General features: G+C 68.1%; 25 protein-coding genes and 1 riboswitch. Of the genes, 11 read left to right on the top strand and 14 right to left on the bottom strand.

Going from position 1 to position 26175, the window contains the following annotated elements; all coding sequences use genetic code 11:
* Positions 1-26: 26 nt before the first annotated feature.
* The 8 genes from EV192_RS39590 to EV192_RS39555 are packed head-to-tail and all read right to left on the bottom strand — an operon-like array spanning position 27 to position 7241.
* Positions 27-401, bottom strand: coding sequence for an ectoine synthase (locus EV192_RS39590; protein WP_132123805.1), 375 nt, complete (start codon positions 399-401; stop codon positions 27-29).
* Positions 402-403: 2 nt separating this feature from the next.
* Positions 404-1210, bottom strand: coding sequence for a tryptophan synthase subunit alpha (gene trpA / locus EV192_RS39585; protein ID WP_132123804.1), 807 nt, complete (start codon positions 1208-1210; stop codon positions 404-406).
* Positions 1203-2267, bottom strand: coding sequence for an anthranilate phosphoribosyltransferase (locus tag EV192_RS39580; protein WP_132123803.1), 1065 nt, complete (start codon positions 2265-2267; stop codon positions 1203-1205). The genes trpA and EV192_RS39580 overlap by 8 nt, the downstream gene beginning before the upstream one ends.
* Before the next feature lie 2 nt (positions 2268-2269).
* Complete coding sequence (locus EV192_RS39575) at positions 2270-2524, bottom strand: phosphopantetheine-binding protein (RefSeq protein ID WP_132123802.1); 255 nt, start codon at positions 2522-2524, stop codon at positions 2270-2272.
* A 12-nt stretch (positions 2525-2536) separates the two neighbouring features.
* Positions 2537-3988, bottom strand: a complete 1452-nt coding sequence (locus EV192_RS39570; RefSeq protein WP_132123801.1) for an AMP-binding protein — start codon at positions 3986-3988, stop codon at positions 2537-2539.
* Entirely contained in the window at positions 3985-4782 is a 798-nt protein-coding gene (locus tag EV192_RS39565) for a MaoC/PaaZ C-terminal domain-containing protein (protein WP_132123800.1), read from the bottom strand. Before EV192_RS39565 ends, EV192_RS39570 begins: the two co-directional genes overlap by 4 nt.
* The gene (locus EV192_RS39560; protein ID WP_279495224.1) at positions 4779-6008 is read right to left on the bottom strand and encodes a beta-ketoacyl-[acyl-carrier-protein] synthase family protein; all 1230 of its coding nucleotides are present in this window, start codon (positions 6006-6008) and stop codon (positions 4779-4781) included. Before EV192_RS39560 ends, EV192_RS39565 begins: the two co-directional genes overlap by 4 nt.
* 12 nt (positions 6009-6020) lie before the next feature.
* Positions 6021-7241 (bottom strand): aminotransferase class I/II-fold pyridoxal phosphate-dependent enzyme, encoded by a 1221-nt coding sequence (locus EV192_RS39555; protein WP_132123798.1) that lies wholly within the window; start codon positions 7239-7241, stop codon positions 6021-6023.
* A 248-nt stretch (positions 7242-7489) separates the two neighbouring features.
* Here EV192_RS39555 and EV192_RS39550 point away from each other — a divergent pair, with 248 nt between their 5' ends.
* Positions 7490-10864 (top strand): ATP-binding protein, encoded by a 3375-nt coding sequence (locus EV192_RS39550; RefSeq protein ID WP_132123797.1) that lies wholly within the window; start codon positions 7490-7492, stop codon positions 10862-10864.
* A 232-nt stretch (positions 10865-11096) separates the two neighbouring features.
* Here EV192_RS39550 and EV192_RS39545 read toward each other — a convergent pair whose 3' ends face one another.
* The 5 genes from EV192_RS39545 to EV192_RS39525 all read right to left on the bottom strand — a co-directional run bounded on the left by EV192_RS39545 (position 11097) and on the right by EV192_RS39525 (position 14921).
* On the bottom strand, positions 11097-11300 hold the full coding sequence (locus EV192_RS39545) for an acyl-CoA carboxylase epsilon subunit (RefSeq protein WP_132123796.1): 204 nt from the start codon (positions 11298-11300) through the stop codon (positions 11097-11099).
* A complete protein-coding gene (locus EV192_RS39540; protein ID WP_132123795.1) occupies positions 11297-12838 on the bottom strand; it encodes an acyl-CoA carboxylase subunit beta in 1542 nt (513 codons plus the stop codon). Before EV192_RS39540 ends, EV192_RS39545 begins: the two co-directional genes overlap by 4 nt.
* Positions 12839-12913: 75 nt before the next feature.
* A complete protein-coding gene (locus EV192_RS39535) occupies positions 12914-13672 on the bottom strand; it encodes a 3-oxoacyl-ACP reductase family protein (protein WP_132123794.1) in 759 nt (252 codons plus the stop codon).
* Complete coding sequence (locus EV192_RS39530) at positions 13669-14655, bottom strand: 3-oxoacyl-ACP synthase III family protein (protein WP_132123793.1); 987 nt, start codon at positions 14653-14655, stop codon at positions 13669-13671. Before EV192_RS39530 ends, EV192_RS39535 begins: the two co-directional genes overlap by 4 nt.
* Positions 14656-14660: 5 nt before the next feature.
* Positions 14661-14921 carry a hypothetical protein gene (locus tag EV192_RS39525; RefSeq protein WP_132123792.1) on the bottom strand — a complete coding sequence of 87 codons (261 nt, stop codon included), beginning with the start codon at positions 14919-14921 and terminating at the stop codon, positions 14661-14663.
* Between the two features lie 245 nt (positions 14922-15166).
* Between EV192_RS39525 and EV192_RS39520 the strand changes: the two genes are divergently transcribed.
* The 3 genes from EV192_RS39520 to EV192_RS39510 all read left to right on the top strand — a co-directional run bounded on the left by EV192_RS39520 (position 15167) and on the right by EV192_RS39510 (position 18160).
* Positions 15167-16729 (top strand): flavin-containing monooxygenase, encoded by a 1563-nt coding sequence (locus EV192_RS39520; protein ID WP_132123791.1) that lies wholly within the window; start codon positions 15167-15169, stop codon positions 16727-16729.
* Positions 16730-16865: 136 nt separating this feature from the next.
* Positions 16866-17357, top strand: a complete 492-nt coding sequence (locus tag EV192_RS39515) for an SRPBCC family protein (RefSeq protein ID WP_132123790.1) — start codon at positions 16866-16868, stop codon at positions 17355-17357.
* The gene (locus EV192_RS39510) at positions 17354-18160 is read left to right on the top strand and encodes an alpha/beta fold hydrolase (RefSeq protein WP_132123789.1); all 807 of its coding nucleotides are present in this window, start codon (positions 17354-17356) and stop codon (positions 18158-18160) included. Before EV192_RS39515 ends, EV192_RS39510 begins: the two co-directional genes overlap by 4 nt.
* Positions 18161-18176: 16 nt before the next feature.
* Here the strand turns inward: EV192_RS39510 and EV192_RS39505 are convergent, their stop codons facing one another.
* On the bottom strand, positions 18177-18875 hold the full coding sequence (locus EV192_RS39505; protein ID WP_165960868.1) for a low temperature requirement protein A: 699 nt from the start codon (positions 18873-18875) through the stop codon (positions 18177-18179).
* Between the two features lie 210 nt (positions 18876-19085).
* Between EV192_RS39505 and EV192_RS39500 the strand changes: the two genes are divergently transcribed.
* The 7 genes from EV192_RS39500 (at position 19086) to ahcY (ending at position 25498) form a co-directional block, all read left to right on the top strand.
* Positions 19086-19451, top strand: coding sequence for a hypothetical protein (locus tag EV192_RS39500; protein ID WP_165960867.1), 366 nt, complete (start codon positions 19086-19088; stop codon positions 19449-19451).
* Positions 19448-20803, top strand: a complete 1356-nt coding sequence (locus EV192_RS39495) for a putative T7SS-secreted protein (RefSeq protein WP_132123786.1) — start codon at positions 19448-19450, stop codon at positions 20801-20803. Before EV192_RS39500 ends, EV192_RS39495 begins: the two co-directional genes overlap by 4 nt.
* Entirely contained in the window at positions 20800-21426 is a 627-nt protein-coding gene (locus EV192_RS39490; RefSeq protein ID WP_132123785.1) for a hypothetical protein, read from the top strand. Before EV192_RS39495 ends, EV192_RS39490 begins: the two co-directional genes overlap by 4 nt.
* Positions 21416-21976: a hypothetical protein gene (locus EV192_RS39485; protein ID WP_132123784.1), complete on the top strand. Its 561-nt coding sequence runs from the start codon at positions 21416-21418 to the stop codon at positions 21974-21976. The genes EV192_RS39490 and EV192_RS39485 overlap by 11 nt, the downstream gene beginning before the upstream one ends.
* 108 nt (positions 21977-22084) lie before the next feature.
* Positions 22085-22480 carry a hypothetical protein gene (locus EV192_RS39480; protein ID WP_132123783.1) on the top strand — a complete coding sequence of 132 codons (396 nt, stop codon included), beginning with the start codon at positions 22085-22087 and terminating at the stop codon, positions 22478-22480.
* A complete protein-coding gene (locus EV192_RS39475; protein WP_132123782.1) occupies positions 22477-23928 on the top strand; it encodes a multicopper oxidase family protein in 1452 nt (483 codons plus the stop codon). Before EV192_RS39480 ends, EV192_RS39475 begins: the two co-directional genes overlap by 4 nt.
* Before the next feature lie 31 nt (positions 23929-23959).
* Positions 23960-24038, top strand: a riboswitch (S-adenosyl-L-homocysteine riboswitch).
* 14 nt (positions 24039-24052) lie between these two features.
* The gene (gene ahcY / locus EV192_RS39470; protein ID WP_132123781.1) at positions 24053-25498 is read left to right on the top strand and encodes an adenosylhomocysteinase; all 1446 of its coding nucleotides are present in this window, start codon (positions 24053-24055) and stop codon (positions 25496-25498) included.
* Positions 25499-26175 lie beyond the last annotated feature (677 nt).

Raw genomic sequence — 26175 nt, 5'->3', positions numbered from 1 at the left:
CTTCAGGGGCGATGTCCTTTGCTGGCCTAGTATTCGGAGAACTCGTCAGTGTCCAGGTTGTGGGACTCGTCGCCGCGCAACGCCGGGGTGAACATGCACACCAGCCGCAGGTCCTCATCCGGGCTCGCAATGAGATAGTGCGGGTCGTGCTTGTCCAACGCGTAGATCACACCCGGTGTGATCGGGAAGGAGTTGCCGTCCATGTCCACGACCTCACCCGAACCGGAGATGCAGTAGCACGCCTCCAGGTGGTTGCGGTACTCCAGATGCGACTTCGTCCCCGCCCGCACCAACGTGTCGGTCACGGTGTAACCCATCCCGTCGGACTCCAACAGGAAACGACGGCTCAGACCGTTGCCCCACTCCACGGTCTTCACATCGTCAATGTGACGGATGATCATGGTCAGCTCCTCTGCTCCACTGTGGTAAGGGACTTCACGAAGTCCTGGAACTCCGCGACCACGTCCCTGCCGTGCGCGAGGGCTTCTTCGACCCGCGCCACTCCCGCCGATCCGACGATCACCGCGTCCGCCCCGAGGCCGTGCACAGTGGACACGTCGTCCCGCGTCTTGACACCGAACCCGACCGCGATCGGTGCCCTCGTGCCCTTCCGCAACGAGGACACCGTTCCGGCCAGGTCACCGAATCCTTCGGCCGGCGCGGTGCCGCTCCGGCCGTACTGCGCGACCAGGTACAGGTACGCCGACGCGTGTTCGACCGCTTCGGCCTGTACCTGCGCGGTGGAGACCTTGTGGTAGCACGTGGTCACGATGGGGAGGCCAGCGGCTTTGGTGACCTCGTAGTATCCCGTGCGCACCCTGGGCGGGACCGCGTGCAACAACAGGCCGTCCGCGCCCGACTGGGCGATCTCGGCCACCACCTCCGGCAACGGCCTGCTCTTGACCGAGTAGCTCCAGTCCGCGAGCAACGCGATCCGCAGGCGCTTGAGCCGCGGCCGGACATCCGCGATGAAGCTGAGCACTTCGGCCAAGCCGACGCCGAGAGCCAGGGCCCGGTCGTGCGACCGCCGGATGACCGGCCCGTCGGTGACCGAACCCGGGAACGGCACCGCCAGTTCAAGGCAGTCCACGCCGTCCTCGTCGAGCATGAGCACGAGGTCGCGCAGCACGTCCAGCGGCGGGTCGCCGGCGTTGAGGAACAACGCCAGGCCCGGTTCGCCGTCGGCCGTCTGGTCGAAGAACTCAGCCATGTGCGGCCACATCCCCCCGGGCATCCTTGACCAAAGTCAGCTTCCGTTGCGCGGGTGCGCGCATCTTGTCCACGAGCGCACGCGCTTCGCCGTCACGTACCGCTTCCTGCGCGGCCGCGACCGCTGTCTCCCAGTCCTCGATGTGTCCGGTCGCGACGGCCAGCGCCGCCGCGTTCAGGCAGATCGTCTCCGTGGCGACGGGTCCGGCCTGGCCGGAGATCACCGCGAGGAAATGGTCGACCACACTGTCGAGGTCCTTGGCCGGGGCCAGGTCCTCGAACGTGCCCGCGTCCGAGGTGAACCGGCCGGCCCACACCCGGATCATCGTGGTGTCGTCGTTGGTGTACACCACGTTGTCGGCGAAGCCGAGCAGCTCGTCCGCGCCGGAGTCGTTGGTCACCAACCAGATCCTGCGGTCCCGCAGGGTCGACACCAGCCGCCGCAACTCGGCCTGCGGCGCGTGCACCGACACCCCGGTGACCTGCGCCGTGACCGGCAACGCCGCCAGGAACGGCCCGAAGGCGTTGAGGAACCGGCCGAACGGCTTCAGGCTCATCGGCATGACGCTGCGAGCCAGTTTGGTCAGCTCCGCCGGGTACACGAACGGGCCGGCGAAGGCGATCCCGTAGCGTTCCAACGTGTCCTCGGTGTGCCGGTACGACCGGGTCAGGGTGACCCCGAGCCGGTCGAGCAGGTCCACCGAGCCGACACTGCTGGTGTACGCGCGTGAGCCGGTCTTGACCACCCGGACCCCCATGGCGGCGGCCACGAAGGCCGACGCCGTGGAGATGTTGAAGGTCTTGGGCCCACCGCCGGTGCCGACGATGTTGACCGAACCCGGCCAGCTGTCGGTCACCGGCTCGCGGCGCTCGTTGAGCGACGCCAACAGGGTACGCAGCGAGTCGTGATCGGGCAGCCTGGTGGCCAACGAGGTCAGCAGGGCGACGGACTCACCTCGGTCGAGGTCGCCGGCGCCCAGCTGGTCCCAGAACGACCGCCAGGTCTCCTGCTCGATCCCGGACCGCTGGTCCAGGAGGGCTGCCACCGCGGCGTGCATGACTAGACCTGGGTGCTCGCGTGCTCGGCGACGAACTTGTCGATCGCGCCGACGCTACGGAAGTTGTTCGGGTCCAGGTCGGTGTCGTGCACGGCCAGCTGGAAGTGGTCCTCGACCCAGGCGATCAGCTTCAGCAGGCCCAGGCTGTCGATCACGCCGTCGGCCAGCAGGTCGTAGTCGTCGGCCAGTTCGGCGGCGCTCACGTCCGGCAGGAACTCGTCGATGACGAACTTCTTGATCACGTCTGCGTTGCTCATGACGCCCTTCCTTTACTTCTTCAGACTTTCGACCGCGTTGCGGTCGACCTTTCCGGTGGAGGTCTTCGGCAACGGTGTGTCCACGATGTGCAATGTGGACGGAATGGCCGCTTGGGGAAGACGTCGTGCGCAGTGCTGGCGCAACGAGAGGCTGTTGAGCTTGCTGTCCGGGGCGCGCTGCACAGCGGCGACGAGCTTGCGGCCGGCGATCGGGTCCGGCACGGCGACCACGGCCGCCTCCAGCACGGCCGGGTGTTCCTGCAGCACGTGCTCGACCTCGGCGGTGTTGATCGCGACCCCGCGGACCTTCACCTGGAAGTCGCTGCGCCCGATCAGGAACACGCGCCCGTCCGTCTCGCGCCGGACCAGGTCGCCGGACCGGAACCACGCCCTCGCGTCCGCTCCCGTCGGGTGCGGCACGAACTTGTCGGTGTGCCGGGCGCGGTCCAGGTAGCCCTTCGCCTGGAACGGCGTGGACACGTACAGCTCACCCGTTCCCGGTCCATTCAGGACAGTTCCGTCCTCGGCGAGGACCAGGGTGTGCACACCGGGCAACGGCTTGCCGATGGACACCGGCGGCTGTTCGCCCGCTTCCAGGGTGTGCAGGAAGCTGTCGTTGGTCTCGGTGCAGCCGTAGATGTTGTGCAGCGTGGCGTTCGGGAACAGCTTCGGCAGTTCGGTCAGCGTGCGGTCCGGGATCGCGTCGCCGGTGAACATCACCCGGTCGACGCTGGTCAGTGCCTCTTCTCGGGCCACATCCAGCAGCAGCCCGAAGAACATCGGGACCGCCTGGATCACGTTGACCTCGTGCTTGACCACCAGGTCCAGCAGGTACCGGCCGTTCGCCGCGTAGTCGGCGTCGACCAGCACGACCGTGCCGCCGTGCGCCAGGGTCGTCCAGACGTCCAGCAGACACAGGTCGAAGTTGAGCGGCGCGTAATTCAGCACCGTCCTACCCGGACGGATGTCGAACTCCTTGCCTGCCCACTCCACGAACCGGTCGACGGCGACCTGTGGCAGCGGCACGATCTTGGGCAGTCCGGTCGAGCCGGACGTGGTCAGCATGAAGTGCACACCGTCCACATCGGACGCGTCAACCGCGGTGGTGTCGGCGTTGGCGTCCGGCACGAACTCGTCCACACCTTCGGGCACCACCACCCGGCCGCACTTGGCCTGCGCGAACAGGCTCGTCAGCGCCGAGTTGGCGAGTGCCGGCGACGGGAGCAGGAACCGGCGACCGGACAACAGAGTGCCGAGTACGAGCGCGACCGCGTCCGGGGACTTCTTGGCCAGCAGGCCGACCGGCTCACCCGGGTCGAGGTCCAGCCACTCCAGCCGGGCCCGTGCCTTGTCGGCCAGCTCGTACAGCTCGCCGTACGTGGTGACCTCGCCGTGCCACACCAGCGCGGCCGCGCCGGGGCGGCGGCTCACCTGGGTCAGGAACGACTCCCTGAACGTGCTCATCGCAACTCCACCCAGCCGCTCTTCAGCGCCGCCCCACTCGGGGTCTTCACGCTGAAGCGCACAGTGTTGTCTTCGTTTTGCAACACGATGTCCAACGGCGTGCCCGGGTTGACGGCGGCGGAGAACCGGGCGCCGAGGCTGCGGACCCGCTCGACGTCACCGCCGGCGAACCGGTCGACGACCTCTTCCACGACGACGCCGAGGACGCTCATGCCGTGGCAGATCACACCGTCGGCGAACCCGGCCTCCTTGGCGGCCACGTCGTCCAAGTGGATCGGGTTGAGGTCACCGGAAGCGTGTGCGTACCGTGTCACGGTCTCGCGCGCGATCGTCCGGGCCACGTTGACCGCCTCGGCCGTGCTGCCCTTGCCGGGAAACGGCGGCAACTCGCCGAACGTCTCCGGCGTGACCGCGCCGACGAGCATCGCACCCGTGACCAGCTCGGCGAAAACGCCGTCGTCGCCGACCAATGAGACCTTCATGCCGACCTGCACGCCCTTGGCGAGCTTGCGGGCGCCGGCAATCGAAAGGGCCACGGTCACCTGCTCGTCGGCACGGACCGGGCGGTGCAACGTGATCTCCTGGGACAGGTGCACGCGACCCAACGGCGAACCGTCGGCGGTGGTCGCGTTCACCAGGTTCACGGACTCGTCGAGCACCGGCGAGGCGAGCACGAACGCGTGCAGCGGCGAGGCGCCGGCAGCGGAGGTCAGTCCGGTCCGGACGACGTCGCGGTACGTGACGATCTCGTCCGCGGTCGCGGTCCGGGTTACGTTCGCAGTCAGCTCGGTCATACCGGCGTCACCACCAGACAGGCGTTGTGGCCGCCGAAACCGAAGGAGTTCGACAGCGCCGGGCCACTGGCCACCTTGCGGGGTGTGCCGTGCACGACGTCGATCTGCATTCCCGGCTCCAGCCGCTCATGGTTTGCGGTTGGGGGCACCACGGACTCGCGCATGGCCATCACCGTGGCGACCAGCTCGACCGAGCCGGCGGCTCCGATCAAGTGCCCGATGACACCTTTGGAGGCGGTCACCGGCGGGCCGTCCGACCCGAAAACCTTGTGCAGGGCGAACGCTTCGGCGCGGTCGTTGGCGGCGGTGGATGTGCCGTGCGCGTTGATGTGCACGATGTCCGACGGTGTGAGGCCCGCGTTGGCGATCGCGCCCTGCATGGCCGCCACCGCGTACAGCCCGTCGTCTTGCGGCGCCGACAGGTGGAACGCGTCCGCGGTGGCCGCGTAGCCGGAGATCTGCGCGTACTGCCGCGCGCCGCGCGCGAGGGCGTCATCGGCGCGTTCCAACACGACGAACGCGGCGCCTTCACCCATCACGAACCCGTCGCGGTCCACATCGAACGGACGGGACGCGATCTCCGGGGTGTCGTTGTGGGTCGTGGTGACAGCGTTGAGGTTCCCGAACGCCGCCAGCGTCACTTCGGTCAGGATCGACTCGCAGCCACCGGCGATGACCACGTCCACCTGGCCGGACTGCAACAGCATCCGGCCGTAGCCGATGGAGTCCGCGCCACTCGCGCACGTCGAGGCGATGGTGAGCGCGGGACCGTGCCAGCCCAGCTTCATCGACAGCACGGCGGCGGCCGCGTTCGGCATGTTGATCAACGGCATCAGCGGGTTCACCTTGACCGGGCCGCCCGCGAAGTAGTTGCGTGTCTCGTCGTCGCTGGTGCGTCGCCCGCCGACCGCGTTGCCGACCACGATGGCCGTGCGCTGCGGGTCGGGCTGCGGCGATCCGGCGTCGTTGTACGCCGACAGCGCCGCGGTGACGCCGAAGCGGGCGAACGGGTCGAGCCGGCGGGCCTCCTTGGCGCCCAGCAGGCCGATCTCGTCGAACCCGGTGACCCGGCAGCCGATCTGGACCTTGTGGTCGGACAGGTCGAGATCGGTGATCCGCCGCGCGGTCGACCGCCCCGAGCGCAGCGCCGACCAGAACGAGTCCAACGTGCAGCCCGCCGGGCTGACCACACCCATTCCGGTTATGACGACAGGTGAAGGTGACATCATCGCTCCAGGTCAGGCCGCGATCAGGTGGGTTTGGTACGCGGCCAGCCGGAAGGCGTTGGCCGCCAGGTCGACGTCCGCCGGGCTGTGCCGGGCGGTCACGGAGATCCGCAGCCGGGCCAGGTTGTTCGGCACGGCCGGCGTCAACACCGGGAGGCCGATCACACCGGCCCCCTTGACGGCCATCGCGTAGTCGTACGCGGCGCCGTCCGATCCGCAGATGATCGGGATCACCGCGGTCTCCGACTGGCCGACATCGATGCCGGCGTCTACGAGGGTGCTGCGCAACCTGGCCGATTCCCGCTGTATGTGAGTCACCCGTTCGGGTTCTTGGTCCAGGATGCGCAGCGCTTCGAGGGCCGCTCCCGCCTGCGCGGGCCCCAGTGCGGCCGAGAAGAGGAAAGGTCTGGCGTGGTACTTGAGGAACAGCATCAGCCGTTCCGGGCCGGCCACCCAGCCGCCCATCGACGGGATGCCCTTGGACAGCGTGCCCACTTTGACGTCCACCAGGTCGTCCCGGCCGTAGTGCTCCTCGATGCCGCGGCCGGTCTTGCCGATCACGCCGAGGGCGTGTGCCTCGTCGGCCATGACCAGCGCGCCCCAGCGGTCGGCGACCTCGCGGATCTCCGGTAACCGGGCGATGTCGCCGTCCATCGAGTACACGCTGTCCACGACGACGACCCGCAACCCGGTGGACTGCACCTCATGCATTTTGCGGTCCAGGTGCTCAGGGTCGTTGTGGCGCCAGCGGATCACGGTCGCGCCGGCCAACTTGGCGCCGTCGATCAGGCTCGCGTGCACGGTCTTGTCGACCAGCAGGGTGTCGTCCGGGCCGAACATGCTGGCGATGACACCGGTGTTGACGGCGTACCCGGAAGTGAACACGAGCGCGCTCTCGCGTCCGACGAACGCGGCGAGCTCGGCTTCGAGTTCCTCGTGCAACGGGATCGTGCCGGCCAGCGCGCGGACACCGTGGTTGCCGGTGCCGTAGTGCTCGACGGCGGTGGTCGCCGCCTCGATGACGCGCTGGTCACCGGCCAGGCCCAGGTAGCTGTAGCTGGACATCATCAGCAGGCGTCTGCCGTCGACGGTGACGTACGGCTGGTCCGGCTCCATGTCGTAGGGCACGAAGCTGGCTCGCCGGTACTCGTCACCCCATTCCAGGGACCGCATCCGCCGGGCGATCGCGTCCAGCCGGTGCTCGAGGCGTCCCCACCCTCCCGATGCGTTCACGGTCAGCTCCCTCCAGGAACTCCTGCTCCACGGCAAAGTTCTACGGGGACTCGCGCAAGCCCGGCGCAACACAGGCGCTCAGGGGTCCGGGTATGAATTTTTCAGGGGTGGACCTGTGAAGCCATGTAGGTAACCTTTATACAGACGTCCGATTGGGCGGCTGGCGAGGCTTCACCTGAGGGGTTGACTGACATGGCGCCGACCAAGCGTCATCACCAGGGCAGTGGGGCCCGTTCGAGGAGGTCAGCATGCTGATCAGACTCACCGGGCTGGTCACGATCGAGCGCGACGGAGCCGCTCCGCGGCACCTGTCGAGCGCGCAGACCCAGGTCGCCTTCGCGCGCCTGGTCATGGAACGCACCGGGGGCACGAGCCGGGACCACCTGGCGGACACCGTCTGGCCGGAGGGTCTGCCGGACACGTGGGCGTCGGCGCTGCGCAGCGTCGTGAGCAGGGTCCGTGGGTTCATCGCGGGCGACGACATCAACGCGAGCCCGCCGATTATCGCGCAGGGCGGCCGTTATCTCCTGCGGCTGCCGGTCGGCGCGGTCGTCGACGTCGAGCAGGCCGAGACGGACGTCGCCCAGGCCACCGAGGCGTTCACCGCGGGCGAGTTCGCGGACGCCGAACGGTTGGCCGCGGCGGCCGTGGCCGTGCTTGAGCGGCCGTTCATGCCTGATCACGACGGCGAGTGGCCTAACAGTGTTAGAGAGAAGCTGGGCGAGCTGCTCGTCTCCGCGCTGGAGACCGCCAGCCTGGCCGCCTCCGCACTCAACGACGAACGCAACAGTCTGCGGTTCGCGGATGAAGCCGTGCGCCGGGCGCCGTTGCGGGAAAGCGCGCATCGCTGCCGGATGACCGCGCATGTCGCGGCCGGCAACCGGGCCGAGGCACTGCGGTCGTACCACGAGCTGCGCCGGATGCTGGCCGAGGAACTGGGTATCGACCCGGCCCCGGAGACCCAGGCGGCGTACGCGGAACTGCTCGGCAGCCCGGTTGTGGCGCCGAGCCGGCCGCGGATGACGAAGTCCAGGTCGAACGGCGGTTCCGCGGCGCCCTTTGTCGGCCGCAGGCAGGAACTGGCGCGGCTGTCCGCAACCTGGGCGCAGGTGGAGGACGGCGCCTGCCACATGGTCCTGGTCACCGGCGAGCCGGGCATCGGCAAGACCCGCCTGGTCACTGAGGCCGCGCGGCGGATCAGCGTCTCGGGTGGCGTGGTCATGTACGGCCGCAGCGACTCTGGGTCGACCGTGCCGTGCCAACCGTTCGTGGAGGCGCTCGGCGGGTACGTCGCCGCGACGCCCACGGACTCCATGCCCGACCTGAGCCAGGCCACGCAGGAGACGTTGACGGGGTTGCTGGCGGCGGAACACTTGGACGAGTTGGGTTCGTCCAAGCGTGCGGAGCTTTTGTTGGCGCTCACCGAACTGTTGGTGAAGGTGGCCAGGGACCAGCCCGTGTTCGTCGTGCTGGACGACCTGGACCTGGCCGACGACGACACGCTCGTCATGCTGCGCCAGGTGTACCGGCGCCGGTTCGGGACGTCGCTGATGATCGCGGCGACGGCCGGCGCGCCGGGCAGGCGGCCGGACGCGCCCGACCACTTCGCGGCCGCGATCCACGACGTGGACCGGGAAGGCTGGCTGCGCCGGATACCGGTGACCGGGCTGGCCGAGGCCGACGTGCGGGCGTTGATCCGGCGCGTGCTGCCGGAGACGTCCGCCGGCCAGGCTCCCCCGCCGCACCAGCTGATCGCCGACACCGCCGGGAACACGTTCCTGCTGCTGGAACTGCTGCGGTGGCACGGCGACCCGGACCCTGCGCGGCCGCCGATGCCGTCCGGGATCGTGGAGTACGCGAGCGCACGGCTGTCCGCACTGGATTCCGCGCCACGGCAGCTGCTTCGGACCGCGGCGGCCGCTGGCCCCACGTTCGAACTCGACATCGCGGCCCAGGCGGCGGAGCTGTCCACCGCGGACGCGGTCGAGGCGTTGGACGCGTTGGTGTGCGAAAGCCTGGTGGCCGAAACCGACGGCGAGTTCACGCACGAGTTCCGGTTCGTGCACGACGTCGTCCGCAGGGCCATCTACCAACAGGCCAGCGCGGCCCGCCGCCGGTGGCTGCACACCCGCCTGGCGGACGCGATCGAGCTGCGCAGGGCCGGGGAACTGGCGCGCTACAGCCGAACCATGGCCCACCACCGGGACGCCGGCGCGGTCCCGCACGGCGACCAGCGCGCAGTCCGGTGGGGATGGCGGGCGGCGGCGCGAGCCAGCCAGGACGGTGCCCCGAACGAGGCCGTGCACCTACACCGCCAAGCGCTGGAGCACGTGCCTGCGGCGGACGTCGAACTGCGTGCCGAAGCGCTCACCAACCTGGGCCTGGCGCAGCTCGCGGCCGGCCACACCGACTGCGAGCAGACCCTGCTCGACGGCGCGATCCAGGCGCTGCACAACGGACGGCTGACCATGGCCGCGCAGGCCGCGTTGGGCCTGGCGGACGTGGTGCTGAGCCGGCCCCGGATGCGCAGCGAGGCGGTGGCGCTGATCGAGATCCTGCTCAAGTCCGGGCCGGCCGCGGTGGACACCGTGACCGTCGGACGGTTGCTGGCCCGACAGTCGCAGTTGGGCGGTTCGGTCGTGGCCGGCGAACAGTCGACGGCCGCGTTGACCGCGATGACGCGGGAACTGCAGCTGCTGGAAGGCCCACAGGACGTCAAGCGGCGGATGAACCTGGCCGCGGAGATGCAGGCGGTCGCGGCCGCCGTCGGCGACAAGTACTTCCAGATCGTCGCCACGCACCACCGCGCGATGGCCGCCGAGATCTCCGGCGACGTGATCCTGGCCGGCAACGCGATGGTCGACCTCAACACCGCGATCGACATCGCTATCGACGCAGGCGAGGGAGATCACGTCGGTGCCGCCCTGCGGATCGATCACACTGTCGCGATTGCCGTGACCGAAGGCAGGTTCAGCGACGCGGCGGCGGTAACCCAACGCGTACACCGGGTTCCGGACGACACGGACCACAGGATCGCCCCCGTCCCAGGAAGTATGGCCGCCCGGCAGATGATCGTCGCCAACTGGCTGCGGCGCAGCTCGTGGCCGGACAGCCCAAGCACCTACGAAGCCGCCGAACGGTCGCTCATCTCGCTCGTCGGCGGCGACCGGGGACTGCCGCACCTGACCGTGCGCGCCCTGGCGACCGGTGTGGAACCGCTGCCGTCGGGCGACGAATGGCCGCACATAGTTGGACTGCTGGCATTGGGCGGCGTCGAACTTGGCGACCCGGCAACCGCGGAAGCCCTGCGTACGCTGCTGGAACCGTACGCGGACCTGAACTGCTGCGTGGGCTATCGCAGTTTCGTGGGCCCCGCGTCATTCCATCTTGGCCGTCTCGCGGTTATCGTTGGAGACTGGGACGACGCGGAGCGCCACCTGACAGCGGCGCTCGCCGGGCTGGCTCACCGCCAGGCCCGGCCATGGACGGCACTGGCTCAACTGGCGCTGGCACAGGCATTGGAGGCTAGAGGACGCGCAGGTGACCGAAGGCGAGCGGAGACCCTGCGCGCGGAGGCGAACTGGACACTCGCCAGCCTCGACCTCCAACCCCAGTCAGCGTAACCAAGCCCCCTCACAGAGCGGCAACTCTGTGAGGGGGTATCTGTGCCTATTTGCCCTCGCTCCGCTCGGGCGGGCTTGGCCGCCTCAAGCCGGCCATTTCCACCCCGCCCCACGCGACCGACATCTTCGTTCATGGCTGGCCTCCGCTGTGCTTGGGGCGATGTCGGGCGTGTTGCGGCGCGTAAATGACCGGCGCGGCCAAGCCGTGTCTGCGTTGCCCGGGCAGACCCCGTTATCGCGGAGTTATCGCGCCCCATGCGTGAGGTGGGCGGAAGGCGGGCCGGGACGGGCCGGTGGCCCACAGGCCGGCGGCGGCGTTGTCCGAGGTGGACTCGGCCGCCGCCCGAGCGTCGATCGCGGCCAGGACCGCGACCAACGCAGCGAGTTCGTCGTCGTCCGGCTGACCCCGCAGGACGATCAGGTCCGCGTTGGTCATACCGGCGGGTTCCCGTGCTTGGCGTACGTGAACGTGCCGCGCTTGGTGCGCAGCATGGCCAGCGCACGGGCGAGGACGGACCGGGTGTCGGCCGGGTCGATGACATCGTCGACCAGACCGTTCTCGGCCGCGTAGTACGGGTGCATCAGCTGTTCTTTGTACTCGTTCATCTTCTCGACGCGGGTGCGGTCCGGGTTCTCGGCGGCCGCGATGTCCCGTCGGAAGATGACGTTCGCGGCACCGTCCGCGCCCATCACAGCGATTTCGTTGGTGGGCCAGGCGTACGACAGGTCGGCGCCGATCGACCGTGAGTCCATCACGATGTACGCGCCGCCGTACGCCTTGCGCAGGATCACCTGGATCCGCGGGACCGAGGCGTTGCAGTACGCGTACAGCAGTTTCGCGCCGTGCCGGATGATCCCGTTGAACTCCTGGTCGGTGCCGGGCAGGAAGCCGGGCACGTCCACCAGGGTCACGATCGGGATGTTGAAGCTGTCGCACAGCTGCACGAACCGGGCGGCCTTCTCGGACGACGAGATGTCCAGCACACCGGCCAGTTGGCGCGGCTGGTTGGCCACGATGCCGACGGTCGTGCCGTGGATGCGCGCGAGCGCCGTGACGACGTTACCGGCCCACCGCTCGTGCAGTTCCATGAACTCGCCGTCGTCGACGATCTCCTCGATGACCTCGTGCATGTCGTACGACCGTCCGGGTTCCGCGGGCACGACGTCCAGAAGGGAGTCGCAGCGGCGGTCCGGCGGGTCGCTCGTGACCGTGACCGGCACCTGCTCCTGGTTGTTCGACGGCAACATCGTTACGAGATAACGCACGTCGTGCAGGCACGTCTCCTCGTCGTTGTAGACGAAGGACGCGACACCGTTGGCCGCGTGCACGTCCGCGCCGCCGAGCTGGTTGTGTGTCACCTGCTCCGCGGTCACCGCCTGCACCACGTCCGGCCCGGTGATGAACATCTGCGCCGAGTCACGCACCATGAACACGAAGTCGGTCAAGGCGGGCGAGTACGCGGCACCGCCGGCGCACGGGCCCAGCATCACCGAGATCTGCGGGATCACACCGGAAGCGCGGACGTTACGGCGGAAGATGCCGCCGTAGCCGGCCAGGGCGGTGACGCCTTCCTGGATGCGCGCGCCGGCGCCGTCGTTCAGGCTGATCAGCGGCGCGCCGGTGGACTCGGCCATGTCCATGATCTTGTGGATCTTCTGCGCGTGCGCCTCACCGAGCGAGCCGCCGAAGACCCTGAAGTCGTGTGCGTACACGAAGACCGTGCGGCCCTCGATCGTGCCCCACCCGGTGACCACGCCGTCGCCCGGCGGCTTGCGGTTCTCCATCCCGAACCCGACCGCCCGGTGCCGCCGCAGCCCCTCGACCTCGTTGAAGGACCCCTTGTCCAGCAACAGCTCCAACCGCTCGTACACGGTGAGCTTGTTGCGCGCGTGCTGGGCCTCGGTGGCCTTGGCGCTCGGCCCCTGCCGAACCAGTTCTCGCAACTCGGCGAGCTCACGCACGCGTGTGTGCATATCGGACACGGTTCACACTCCCAGCTGTGCGAAGGCGGCCAGACGGATCGTTGTCTGGCCGCCCTGCGGAACCACTCAGGTGATCGAAACCCCACCGTCGACGCTGATGACCTGGCCGGTGGTGAAGTCGCACTCCAGGAACAGGGCCATCGAGCGGGCGACCTCCTCCGGGGTGCCGAACCGGGGGATCGGGGACTTCTCCCGGATGCCCTCCATCACCGAGTCCGACAGGTCCTTGGTCATCGTGGTGACCATGAAGCCCGGGGACAGCGCGTTCACCGTGACACCGCGGCGGCCACACTCGGCGGCCAGGGTGCGGGTGAAGCCGATGACGCCCGCCTTGGAGGCCGAGTACGCGGTCTGGCCGGCCGAGGCGATCAGGCCCGACGGCGAGACCACGTTCACGATCCGGCCCCAGCGCTTGCGCAGCATGTGGCCGACCGCGACCCGGCAGGTGTGGAACGTCCCGATCAGGTTCGTCTCGATGACCTGCTTCCAGTCGTCCGGCGACTGCATCGCCATCAGCGAGTCCTTGCGGATGCCGCCGTTGTTGACCAGCACGTCGACCGGGCCGAGGCCTTCCGAGATGTCCTTGTACATCTTGTTGACCTCCTCCCACGAGGCGACGTCACCGGTCACCACGATGGAGTCGTTCTCCAGCTTGTCCGCGACGGCCTGGGCCCGGTCCCGGGAGCTGTTGTAGTGCACGGCGACCCGGCACCCCAACGCGTCCAGTTCGATCGCCAGCGCCTGACCGAGGCCACCGGACGCGCCGGTCACCAGGGCGACCGGGGAGTCCGGCCGGGCAACGTCTACCAACTGTTTACGGCTCATGCCGACACACCGCCCCATCGCAGAAGGGTTGATCCCCATGTCATGCCGGCACCGAACCCGGCGAGCAGAACCAGGTCGCCATCCTTGAACCGGCCCTCGTCGAGTGCCTCGGCCAGCGCGATCGGCATGGAGGCCGACGCCGTGTTGCCGTACTTCCACAGGTTGGTGACCAGCCGCTCCGGCTTGAGACCGGTGTGGTCGAGGATCGAGTTGATGATCCGAATGTTCGCCTGGTGCGGAACGAAGTGATCGACGTCGTCCGCGGTGTATCCGGCCTTCTCGAGCGTTTCGCGGACGGAACGCACGGTGAAGCGGACCGCGTTGAGGTAGATCTCGTTCCCCTTGATCTCGGAGAAGTGCAGACCTTCCTGGAAGCTGGTCGCGGTGGTCGGCATCCTGCTGCCGCCGGCCTTGACGCGCAGGGAGTCCTGCCGCGAGCCGTCCGCGCCCATGTTCCAGGCGAGCATCCAGTCCTTGTCGCCCGGCTGGAGCACGACCGCGCCCGCGCCGTCGCCGACCAGGATGCCCAGGTCCCGGTCGACCGGGTTCAGCTGCGTGGAATGGGTGTCCGAGCCGACCAGCAGGATCGGTCGCGGGTCGATCTTCAGCATGGCCGCGCTGAAGATGAGGCCGTAGATCCACCCGGAGCACTCCGCGTTGATGTCGTGCGCGCTGCCCTCGATGCCGAGGCCGTGGTGCACGAACGCGGACGTGGCCGGGGAAAGCTGTTCCGGCGTCGCACTCGCCACGATGAGGTGGGCGATGTCGCTGCCGCTCAGCCCGGCCCGTTCGAGCGCCCGCCGGCCCGCCTCGATGGCGAGCGTGGCGGTCGTCTGGCCCGGTTCCACTCGCCTGCGCTCGTGGATGCCGCACCGACTGGTGATCCAGTCCTCGTCGATGCCGAACTGCTCCGCGAGCTCTGGCGACGTGACTACGCGCTCGGGTACGGAGATACCCCACCCGGTGATGTCGAAGCCGTTCACGGCGGTTACGCCTCAGTCGCCTGCGGAACGAGCGCCAGCAGCTTCGCATGCACTGTGCGCAGCGTGGTGGTGTCGTCGATGTCCGCGAAGAGGGACTCGTCAGCCGGGATGTGCGGGTACTGATTCTGGAACCCGTACAGCCACTCCATCAGGTCCAGCGAGTCGACGTCCGAGATCTGCTGGATGGCGTCGTCCGGACCGACCTCGGCGGCACCTGACACGGCCTTCAGCTGCTCGGCCAGATCTTCGACAGTGGGCAGTTCCATTTGCCTTGCTCCTCTCGAATGCTCCGGGATCCCGCTTGCGCGCCAGGCCCCAGGGCTGCCGTTCTGGCAAGGAGTGAACAGCGACGGCCGCAACGACGGCGCAACGTGTCAAGTGCGGTGTCCAATCCGTTCGCGCGTGGTTAGGATCACTCCCGACGTGCTGTCCAGACGCGTCTTGCGCACTTCTTGCGAGCCACGCGATTTCCTCGTCACCGACATCCGCGCGCTCCCCAAGGAGGCACGCCGTGACGAGCACCGTCAACGACGAGATCAACAAGCAGAGCCCGGCCGGCACCGTCACCGGCGGGAAGCCGACCCCGCACGTACAGGTCGCCATCATCGGCACCGGCTTCTCCGGTCTGGGCGTGGCAGTCAAGCTGCTGGAGAACAAGGTGACCGACTTCGTCGTGCTCGAACGGGCGGACGAGGTCGGCGGCACGTGGCGGGACAACACCTACCCGGGTGTCGCTTGCGACGTCATGGCGTTGCTCTACGTCTACTCGTTCGCGCAGAAGTCGGACTGGAAGAGCACGTTCGGGACCCGCGACGAGCTCTTCGACTATCTGCGGGGGATCGCCGACCGCTACGGCGTCCGCCCGCACATCAAGTTCAACCACGAGGTCGTCGGCGCGCAGTGGGACGAGCGGTTGCGGCGCTGGAACATCCAGACCTCCCAGGGTGACTACACCGCGCAGGTCCTGGTCGCCGGCAGCGGCTATCTTTCCGACCCGGTGATCCCGAACATCCCTGGCATCAACGAGTTCCAGGGCAAGATCATGCACTCGTCGAAGTGGGACCACAGCTACGACGTGAAGGACCGCAAGGTCGCGGTGATCGGCACCGGCGCGTCGGCGATCCAGTTCGTGCCCGCGATCCAGCCTGAGGTCGGCCACCTGGACCTGTACCAGCGCAGCGCGCCCTGGGTGATGCCGAAGCCGGACAAGCCCAACAAGGGCCTGCACGGCTGGGCGTTGAAGAACTTCCCTGGCTACCGCGCGTTCCGCCGTGGTTTCAACAAGCGCGGCCGGGAAATTCTCTCGTTCATCTTCTCCAACCCGAACATCGCCGCGAAGACCGTGCAGGGCAACGCGGAGAAGTACCTCAAGAAGAGCGTGCCGGACGCAGAGCTGCGCGCCCGGCTGACCCCCAACTTCGTGGTGGCCTGCAAGCGGTTGCTGTTCTCCAACAAGTGGTACCCGGCCATCCAGGCGGACAACGTGGAGATCATCGACGGCGAGGTCGGCCGCGTCACGCCGACCGGCATCGTCGGCTCGGACGGCAAGGAGCGCGCGGTCGACGCCATCATCCTCGGCACCGGCTTCCAGGCCACCAAGCGGCCGATCGCGGCGAAGCTCACCGGCCGCGCCGGCATCACGCTGGAGCAGCAGTGGGACCGCAGCGGCATGAAGGCGTACCGCGGCACCACGGTCGCCGGCTTCCCGAACCTGTTCCTGATGCTGGGCCCGAACACCACGCTCGGCCACTCCTCGCAGACGTTGATGATCGAGGCGCAGATGAACTACGTCATCGACGCGGTCAACACGATCAACAAGCGCGGCCTTGCCAGCGTTGAGGTCCAGTCGGACGTGCAGGAGCGCTACAACGAGTTCGTGGAGAAGGCCATCGAGGGCACCGCGTGGGACCCGGCCACCTGCAACAGCTGGTACGTCGACTCCACCGGCCGCAACCCGTCGCTGTGGCCGATGAAGACGAGCAAGTTCACCAAGAGCACCAAGAAGTTCGACGTGCAGGCGTACCAGGTCGCCACGCTGACCGGCGCCGAGAAGCACGTCCGCGTCCAAGCGTGACCCCATACCCACGGTCAGGTCACCGTCGCCCTGGCCAGCCTGGTCCTACTCGCCGTGGGACAAAGGGCGGGGGCAGGGGCCCCAGGTCGGCCCCTGCTCTCGCTCCAACGACGCAACAACTCCAGGAGGCGTCCGCATGAGCGGCTACGACATCATCGATGAGGCATACATCGACTCCTCGCCCGACCTGGTCTGGCACTCGCTCGTCGCCGAGCTGAGTGGCGCCGCCAGCTTCTGGCTCCCGTTCAACACCTTCGAGTCCAGTGGCCCGGCGGACGAGCTGGGCACGACCGTCAAGTGGACCGTGCACCCCAAGGGCAAGGACAAGGGCGGCCCGAAGCTGCGCTTCACGTCCCGCACGGTGTCGGTGGTCCCGGGCCGCCGGCTGACCGCCGAGTACTTCGAGGGCGTGTTCCGCGGCACCGCCGACTTCACGGTGGAGCCGGTGAACGGCGGCCTGGCCACCCGCGTCTCGCTGCACTTCACCGCCCAGCCGCAGGGCCTGGCGAAGGTGCTCAGCAAGGTCGCGGACATCGGCCAGAAGCACTCGGACGCCACCCAGCTCGCGTTCGCCAATCTGAACACCGTGATCGGCGGCCGGCACACCTCGAACGGAGTGCACCGATGAGCGCCCCCACCTTGACGAACGACCGCGTGGTCGTGACGGACGACGGCGCCCGGCTCGCGGTGACCGTGCACGGTTCCGGTGGCACCACAGTGGTTCTGTCGCACGGCTGGGCCGCCGGCCGGGACGTGTGGTCCTCGGTGGTCCCGCTGTTGGTCGCGCAGGGCAATACTGTCGTCACGTACGACCAGCGCGGCCACGCCGGCTCCACCCTGGGCAGCACGCCGATCGGGATCGCCCGGCTCGCCGCCGACCTCGACGCGGTATTGTCCTCAGTGGACGCCACGGACGCCGTGGTAGTGGGTCACTCCGGCGGTGGGTTCGCCGCGTTGCAGCTGGTCGTCAAGGGCACGTCCCGGGTCCGTGGCCTGGTGCTGCTGTCGACCGCGGCCAACGACCAGGACACGCCGGAGAGCGAAGTGAAGCTGATGGGCAACCCGGTGTTCGCGTGGGCGTTCCGCCGTGGCCCGCTGGGCCGCAAGATGCTCGGCAGCACCGTCGGCCCCACCATCTCCAAGCAGAACCTGGAAGCCCACCGGGTGCTGTTCGCCGGCACGGCCCGTCAGGTCCGCGCGGCGTGCTTCAAGAGCTCACAGGGCATGGACCTGCGGGCCGACCTCGCGAACGTCACCTTGCCCGCGGTCGTGCTGCACGGTGACGTCGACAAGGTGATCGACAGCTCGCTCGGCAAGGTCCTCGCCGGCACCCTGCCGAACGCCCGCTTCGACCGCCTCACCGGTATCGGCCACATGCTTCCCCTGGAAGCCCCCGAGCGCGTCGCCGACGCGGTCGCGGAGCTGGCCTGAACCCGCCGGAAACCCCTCACGCGTCAAGGTCCGCGTGAGGGGTTTCGCGCGTCCGGGCCCGGATGGCTGCCACCGCGATCAGCACCACGGCCAGTCCCGCCAACTGAACCAGCGCGTTGACCCACAGTCCAGGCAGGACAGTGACCGAGCACACCGCCGCGCCCACGGCTGGCTCCATCCAGGACCCAACCCGTAGCACGCGCAGGAACAGTACGATTCCCAGGAGAAAAGCCACCACCCCACCGGCCAGCGTGATCGAGCCGGCGAGGTCGAGCCGGTGTGTCGGCTCGTGCACGACCGCGTGCAGTCCGGCCGCGGTGGCCACCAGCCCGGCGATGACGACCAGGTAAGCGACGGAGTACGCCCAGCGCGCCCGTTCCGCGCGTGCTTCGGGGGTGGTCCCGGCCAGCGCCCGTTCGCCGTCCTCGTGGTGGTCGCCCACGAAGAAGATCCACCACAGCGCCGAGATCAGGACCATCGCCAGCACGACCGCGAGGACGACCGGCCACTCCGCCAACCGCCGGCTGGCGCCGCCGCCGATGGCGATGATGGTCTCCCCCAACGCGATGATCAGCAGCAGCCGGTGCCGTTCGGCGAAATGCGCCGGCCGCAGCGAGAACCCACGGGCCCGCGCGAACGAGAAGGCGTGCACCGCCACGACCACGACGTATCCGACGGCGAACGCCCATGCCCCGCCACCGAAGGCGTCCGGCACGGCCGGTGACCTGGGTGACGGTGAACGCGAACACCAGGTCGAAGAACAGTTCGAGCACGGTGACCGGCTCATCCGCCCGGGGACTGGCTGCCTTCCGCAACACCATGGCGGCCAAGCGTAGTCAATCAGTCCGAACCGGACCGGAACCAATGGACATTCCCTTGCGTCGGTATGGTCGGCAGGGAAACAACTGGGGAAAGGATGACGTTCGTGGCGGAAGGCTACCGACTCGACCTGAGCGGCCTCGGTCGCCTGGTCGACCAGCTCGCGCATGCCGAGGACCGGATGAACAGCGCGAACGACTCGCTGCGCAACGCGGGTGTGCACGATCTCGGCAGCAGGGACATCGACCACGCCGGCGCGGCCTTCCAGGACCGCTGGGAGTACGGGACCGGCAAGCTCGCCAAGGCCGCGAGCAAGATGGTCGACGGGCTGGACGCCACGAAGAAGCAGTACAACGACGCCGAGACCAACATCGCGCAGTACTTCCCGGCGGCGGAGGCGGCACCCGCGGCCCCGGCCACGCCAGCGGGGACCGACTCGGCGATCGGTCGCCGGATGGCGGGGTCGGCATGAGCCCGACCCAGTTCCCCGCGCTCGGCTTCGACCCGGCGCCCGGCACGATCAGCTCGATCACCCAGCTGGTGGAGAACCTCGGCTCGGTCGCCCGTGACCTCGGCGACGCGCACGACACCATGCTCAAGGTCGGCCAGGGCGGCAGCATCTGGGAGGGCGAGGCCGCGCACGCCTTCCAGGGCAAGGTCGGCGAACTGCCCGGCTACCTGGCCAAGGCCAACAACTCGCTGGGCGACGCGGCCAAGGTGCTCGACGGCTGGGCGACCGACCTCAGCTCGCTGCAGCGGACCGCCGCCGACTACGAGGCGCAGGCCGAGGCGGCGCTGAAGTCCGTCCAGTCCGCCCAGGGCAACCCCGACCTGAGCCTGGCGGGTCGCACCTTCGACTCGGACGACGCGCTGAAGGCGGCGCAAGGCCGGTTCGACGCGGCCAAGCAGCGGCTCGACCAGGCCAACGCGGATCTCGACCACATCCGGGACGCCGCGAAACGCCTGTTCGAGCAGCACCAGGGCCTGGCCGACGACGTCGCCAAAGCCCTGCGCGACGCCAAGGACGAGGCCCCGGAGGAGCCGGGCTTCTTCGACCGGATCGGCGAGTGGATCGGCGGGATCGTCGACGGCATCGCGAACCTGGCCAAGGACGCCTGGCAGTTCATCAAGGACCACGCCGACCTGATCGCCAAGATCGGCGACGTGCTGAGCGCGATCGGCACGGTGCTGAGCATCGTGGCCGTCGCCACGTCCTGGATCCCGGGCGTGAACGCGGTCACAGCGGCGGCGGCTGTCGGCGTCAGCGCGGCGGCGATGGGCACACACCTGCTGGCCAAGGCCGCGGGCGCGAACGTGTCCTGGAGCACGATCGGGTTCGACGCGATCGGCATGATCCCCGGCGGTGGTTCGGCCAAGGGCGCGATCGGCGCGGCCAAGGTCCTGCCGAAGGCGTTCAAGGCCGGCAAGGCCGCGGCCACCTTCGCCGAGGACGGCACCAAGATCGCCAAGGGCGTCCAGGCCGGCATGAAGACGATCTCCCGGGCCGGCGCGCAGCAGATCGGCGGCGGCGCGAACCTGCTGAACAAGGGCGTCAAGGGGATCAACGCGGTCGGCGGCAAGCTCGGCGCGCCCAAGATCGGCGAGTTCGCGGTGAACACCTTCGAGACCGGCGGCAAGAAGCTGCTCGGCAGCGGGCCGAAGCTGGCGCACACCGCGCAGAGCGGGGCCGCGGTCGTGGCGGGCGCCACCGTCAACACGATCAAGACAGGTGCCGTGACCGTGGGCAAGTGGGAGGCCCAGCCGTACGTCGAGAACGCCAAGGAAGGCGCCGCGAACACGTTCCACCGGGTGGTGGGCCGATGACGACGCCCGCGGTCGCCCGGCGCGGCTTCACCCTGGCCCTCCCTGAGGGCTTCATCGAACTCCCGGTGGACGAGGAGGACTTCGACATTCCCGAGGTCCGCTCGACGCTCGTCGCGAAAATGGCGGCGCTGTTCGGCCTGGACCCGGACAGCGAGTACGCGGCGGCCACCGCTGCCGCCTACTCGGCCATCGGCCTCACCGCGGGTCAGGGCATGGACTACGCGGCCGTCGCCCTGTACCGGTCGCCGGACGACCCGACCCGGCCGATCATGATCACGTTGACCTGCACCACCATGCCGTCCGAACACCACACCGTCCCGGCCGCGGTCGAGGGCCTGCTGGAGGTCCACGAGTCGCAGGCCAAGGGGGTCCCGGCCCGGCACCGGCTGCCGATCGGCCCGGCGGTCACCCTGGTCACCGAGGACCCACAAGCGCTGGAGTACGAGGGCGAGTCCGTGCCGATCCTGAGCCGGCAGGTGTCGCTGTGGGTGCCCGACCCGGACGGGACGACCGTCGGCGTGGTCGCCGTGCAGACCAACAGCTGGCAGGATTGGGAACACGTGTGCGTTGTGGCCGTGGACATCTTCGACAGCTTCGAATGGCAGCCGCTGGATGAGTCGTGACAAGGTAGCGCCGGAGGATGTGCGCGAACAGGTCCGCGCCATGCTCCAGGAGCAGTGGCGGGAGCGGGTCGCGGTCAGCTACTTCCAGATGAAGAAGGTCGCCTTCGACGTGCCCGGTCGTGACCAGGTCGGCCGGCTCAGGAAGGTCCTCGGCATCGTCGTCGCCGTGATCGTGGCCATCCCGATGTTCGTCTTCATGATCCTGGTGTTCATCCTGAACGAGATCCTTGAGGTGTTCCGCCTGGGCAAGGTGCTGGACGGAGCGTCCAGAGACCGGCTGTTCCAGGTGCAGGGCGCCCAGGGCTGCCTGGCCGAGACGGCCGGTGACGCGATCAAGGATGCCGGCGAGGACATCTGGATCGCCTGGTCTCACACGCACGCCGCGTTGCTCGGTGCCGATCGGATCCTCTGGCAGAGCAGCGGACCCGATCGTCCTCGGATCGAGCTGACGCGGTCGCGGCTGACCTGGCCGGACGGCTCGACCGCGGACTTGCGGCAGTTCAGCGGCGTGGAACGGAAGCGCCTCCAGGAACGCAACGGCAATCCCTAGTACTTCCATCGGCGTACTTCACCGTGCGTAGTACCCCCTGGGTCGTACGCGTCATTGTCCTCCCGCGTGTGACGCGGCGACTGGTGTCGGGCCGAGAGCATTCCAGCCGTGACAACAACGATCAAACGGGTCGCGCCAATCGCCTTGTGGGCGTTGCGGGTGGCCGGCGTGCTGTTCGCGGTGGCGGTGATGGGCCAGGCGGTGTTCGCTGGGCTGTTCGTCACCGGAGATGTCGGCATGCTCGACATGCACGGTCTCAACGCGGCTGTCGTCGTGGTGGCGACGCTGGTGTGGATCGTCGTGGCGATCATTCTCGCCGTGAAGTACAAGAACGCGCGGGAGCTGATCCTCATCGGTGTCGGCGCGTTGGTGATCACGGTCGTACAGATGGCTGTCGGCGGCGCGCGGATCCTGTGGCTGCACATTCCGCTGGGGGTTGGAATGTTCGCCTTGGCGGTTCGCATGTTGGGCCTGGCATTCTCGTACGGCAGGGAGCGGTCGTGACCACACGGCGGGGTTTCCTGGGGTTGGTGGCCGGGGCCGCGGTGTTGGGCACCGCCGGGTTCGTGGTGTTGGACCGGCCGTCGGCGAGCGGCCTGTTGCGCAGTGCTCGGTTGCCGAAGCCGTTCGCGGTGCCGTTGCCCGTCGCCGCGGCCGCTCGTCCCGTTCGGACAAGCGGCGACACGGACTACTACGAGCTGACGCAGCGGGCCGCGGACGTGGAGATCATTCCTGGGACGCGGACCCAGATCTGGGGTTACGACGGCATGTTCCCCGGGCCGCTGTTCCGTTTCCGCAGCGGTCGTCAAGCCGTTGTGCGGATTCGCAACGGGTTGGAGGTGCCCACGTCGACTCATCTGCACGGCGGTGTCACTCCGCCTGATTCGGACGGGTATCCGACGGACCTTGTCCGTCCTAACGCGACTAAGGACTATACGTATCCGTTGCGGCAACGGGCGGCAACGCTTTGGTATCACGACCATCGGATGGACTACAGCGCGCCGCAGGTGTGGCGTGGGCTGATGGGCATGGCGATCGTCGCCGACGACGAGGACGACAATCTGCCGTTGCCGAAGGATGACCACGATATCCCGTTGATCATCTGTGATCGCGCTTTCGCGGATGACGGCTCGTTCATCTATCCGGCGTTGCGGCCCGGTCCTGGCGTGGAAGCGCCGTTCGGCAACGGGGTGCTCGGCGACGTGATCCTGGTGAACGGCGCGCCCTGGCCGGTGTTGGAGGTGGACGCGTCGAAGTACCGGTTCCGGATCCTGAACGCGTCGAACGCGCGCCAGTACCGGCTGAAGCTCGACCCGGGCGGCGATCTGGTCCAGGTCGGCAGCGACGTGGGTCTGCTGGCCGCGCCGGTGCGGCATACCGAGATCCCGGTGTCGCCGGCCGAACGGTTCGACGTGGTGGTCGACTTCGCCGCGTACCCGGTCGGCACCGAGGTGACGTTGGTGAACACGTTGGAGTCCGGCGACACCGGCCGGGTGATGCGGTTCAAGGTGGTCCGCCCTGGCCGTTCGGCCGCGACCGTCCCTGACCGACTGTCTGCAGTGGATAAACTGGGCGGTCCGGTGGCCACCAGGACGTTCGACTTCCGCGCGGGTTCGGGTGACGGCATGCGCATGTGGACGGTGAACGGGGAGATGTTCGACCCGGACAAAACCATGGCGCGGCCGGGGCTGGGCACGGTCGAGCGGTGGCGGTTTGCCAGCGACTTCCACCACCCGGTACATCTGCATCTGGCGCACTTCCAGGTGGTGGCCAGGGACAACCAACGGCCGATGGCCAGCGACGCCGGCTGGAAGGACACCGTGGAGGTGCGCCCGTACGAGGTGGTGGAGGTGCTGGCCAGGTTCGACGGGTACCGGGGGCGGTACATGCTGCACTGCCACAACCTCGAACACGAGGACATGGGGATGATGGTCAACTTCGACGTCGGTTGACAGCGTCGGCGGTCGAGTGGAATCCTGGCTGTGGGCCGAGAGGCGCTGCGACGGGACGGGTTCCCGCCACGCTCGGCCCGGACACCGACACGCAAGGGCGCCTCCTGTCACAGGAGGTGCTCTTTTGACTGTCCTGCAGAAGGTCAACGGCCTGCAGTTCGCGGTCGCGGACCTGTCGCTGGCCGCGTTCGGCCGTAAGGAGATCCAGCTCGCCGAGCATGAAATGCCTGGCCTGATGGCCATCCGCGCGGAGTACGGGCCGTCAAAGCCGTTGCGCGGTGCCCGGATCGCGGGCTCGTTGCACATGACCATCCAGACCGCGGTGCTGATCGAGACCCTGGTGGAGTTGGGCGCCGAGGTGCGTTGGGTGTCGTGCAACATCTTCTCCACCCAGGACCACGCGGCGGCCGCGGTCGTCGTCGGTCCACACGGGACAGTGGAGGCACCGGCCGGTACCTCGGTGTTCGCCTGGAAAGGTGAGACTCTCGAAGAGTACTGGTGGTGCACGGACCAGCTGTTCGGGTTCGAGCCGAACACGATCGTGGACGACGGCGGCGACGCGACCGTGTTGGTGCACATGGGGGTCGAGTTCGAGACCGCCGGCGTGGTGCCGGAGCCGACCGCCGAGGACTCCGAGGACTACCGCCTGGCACTGCGAACGTTGTCCAAGAGCCTGGCCACCGACCCACAGCGGTTCACTCGTCTCGCGGAGCAGATCCGAGGCGTCACCGAGGAGACGACGGCCGGCGTGAACCGCCTGTACCGGCTGGCCAAGGAGGGAACCCTGTTGTTCCCGGCGATCAACGTGAACGACTCGGTGACGAAGTCCAAGTTCGACAACAAATACGGCATCCGCCACTCCCTGGCGGACGGCATCAACCGTGCGACGGACGTGATGCTCGGCGGCAAACTCGCGGTGGTGTGCGGCTACGGCGACGTCGGCAAAGGCGCCGCGGAGTCCCTGCGCGGCCAAGGAGCCCGCGTGGTGGTCACCGAGATAGACCCGATCTGCGCACTCCAAGCGTCCATGGAAGGCATGGAAGTCGTCCTCCTCGAAGACGTGGTGCACAAAGCCGACCTGTTCATCACCACAACGGGCAATTTCGGCATCATCACCGCCGACCACATGTCCCAGATGAAGCACAACGCGATCGTCGGAAACGTCGGCCACTTCGACAACGAAATAGACATGGCCGGCCTGACCACAACCCCAGGAATCCGAAGGATCCCCATCAAACCCCAGGTCGACGAATGGGCCTTCCCAGACGGCCACTCCATCATAGTCCTCTCCGAAGGCCGTCTCCTCAACCTGGGCAACGCCACCGGCCACCCCAGCTTCGTGATGTCCAACTCCTTCACCAACCAAACAATTGCCCAACTAGAACTGTACACAAAGCCCGGAGAATACGCCCGCGAAGTCTACACCCTCCCCAAACACCTGGACGAAAAAGTAGCCCACCTCCACCTGAAAGCCCTCGGAGTAAAACTAACAAAGCTAACAAAAGCCCAAGCAGAATACATCGGAGTAGACACAGCCGGCCCGTACAAGCCAGACCACTACCGATACTGACAAAGACACCAAGGCCCAATCACAGCCCACCCCACAGGTCGGCCCGCTCCGCTCCGCTCCGGTGCCCGTGCCCGTGCCCGTGCCCGTGCCACAGTCCCACCCGGCTCCCTGAGGGGTGGTGCTCACCGCTGTCCTAGCGGCCGTGTCCTCACCGCTGTCCCAGGGTCGTGCCCCGCACAACAGACCTGTGGTTCGTGTCCTCTCTCCCGGCCGACCTGTGCTTTGCAAACCATGGGTGTCAAGGGGTGCGCCTACGGGACCCGGCCCCGGGACCAGGCCATACGCTCCCCTTGACACCCATGGTTCCCTCCGGGCAGGTCGGGCGGGAGAGAGGGCGCGGTCCCCCTCCTCTCCTGGTTGATCTGCCTGCGCGGCGAGCGCATCTCTTGCCTGATGAGTGCTCGTTGTTCAAAGACTGCCCTCGCCGGGCGGCTGATCGATCAGGAGAGAGTGGGGTGCCCCTTTGATGGGGCATTCGGCAGTTTCTTGGGGGTCATTGTTGGGCGCGTTCTCTCTCCCGACCGACCTGCCGGGAGGCAACCACACGTGTCAAGAGGTCCGTATCGCCTGGTCTCGGGGCTGCAATGCCGCGTAGTTAGAGGGTTGGTGGTGGTGTCGAGATGGGTGGTGGGTTGAGGGTGTAGTGGCCTTTGGTGGTTTTGGTGAGGTGGCCGTGG

Source organism: Actinocrispum wychmicini (genome assembly GCF_004345645.1).
Lineage (GTDB): Bacteria > Actinomycetota > Actinomycetes > Mycobacteriales > Pseudonocardiaceae > Kibdelosporangium > Kibdelosporangium wychmicini.
Note: the sequence above shows the minus strand (reverse complement) of the source record. Positions and strands in the feature narration are given on the sequence as shown.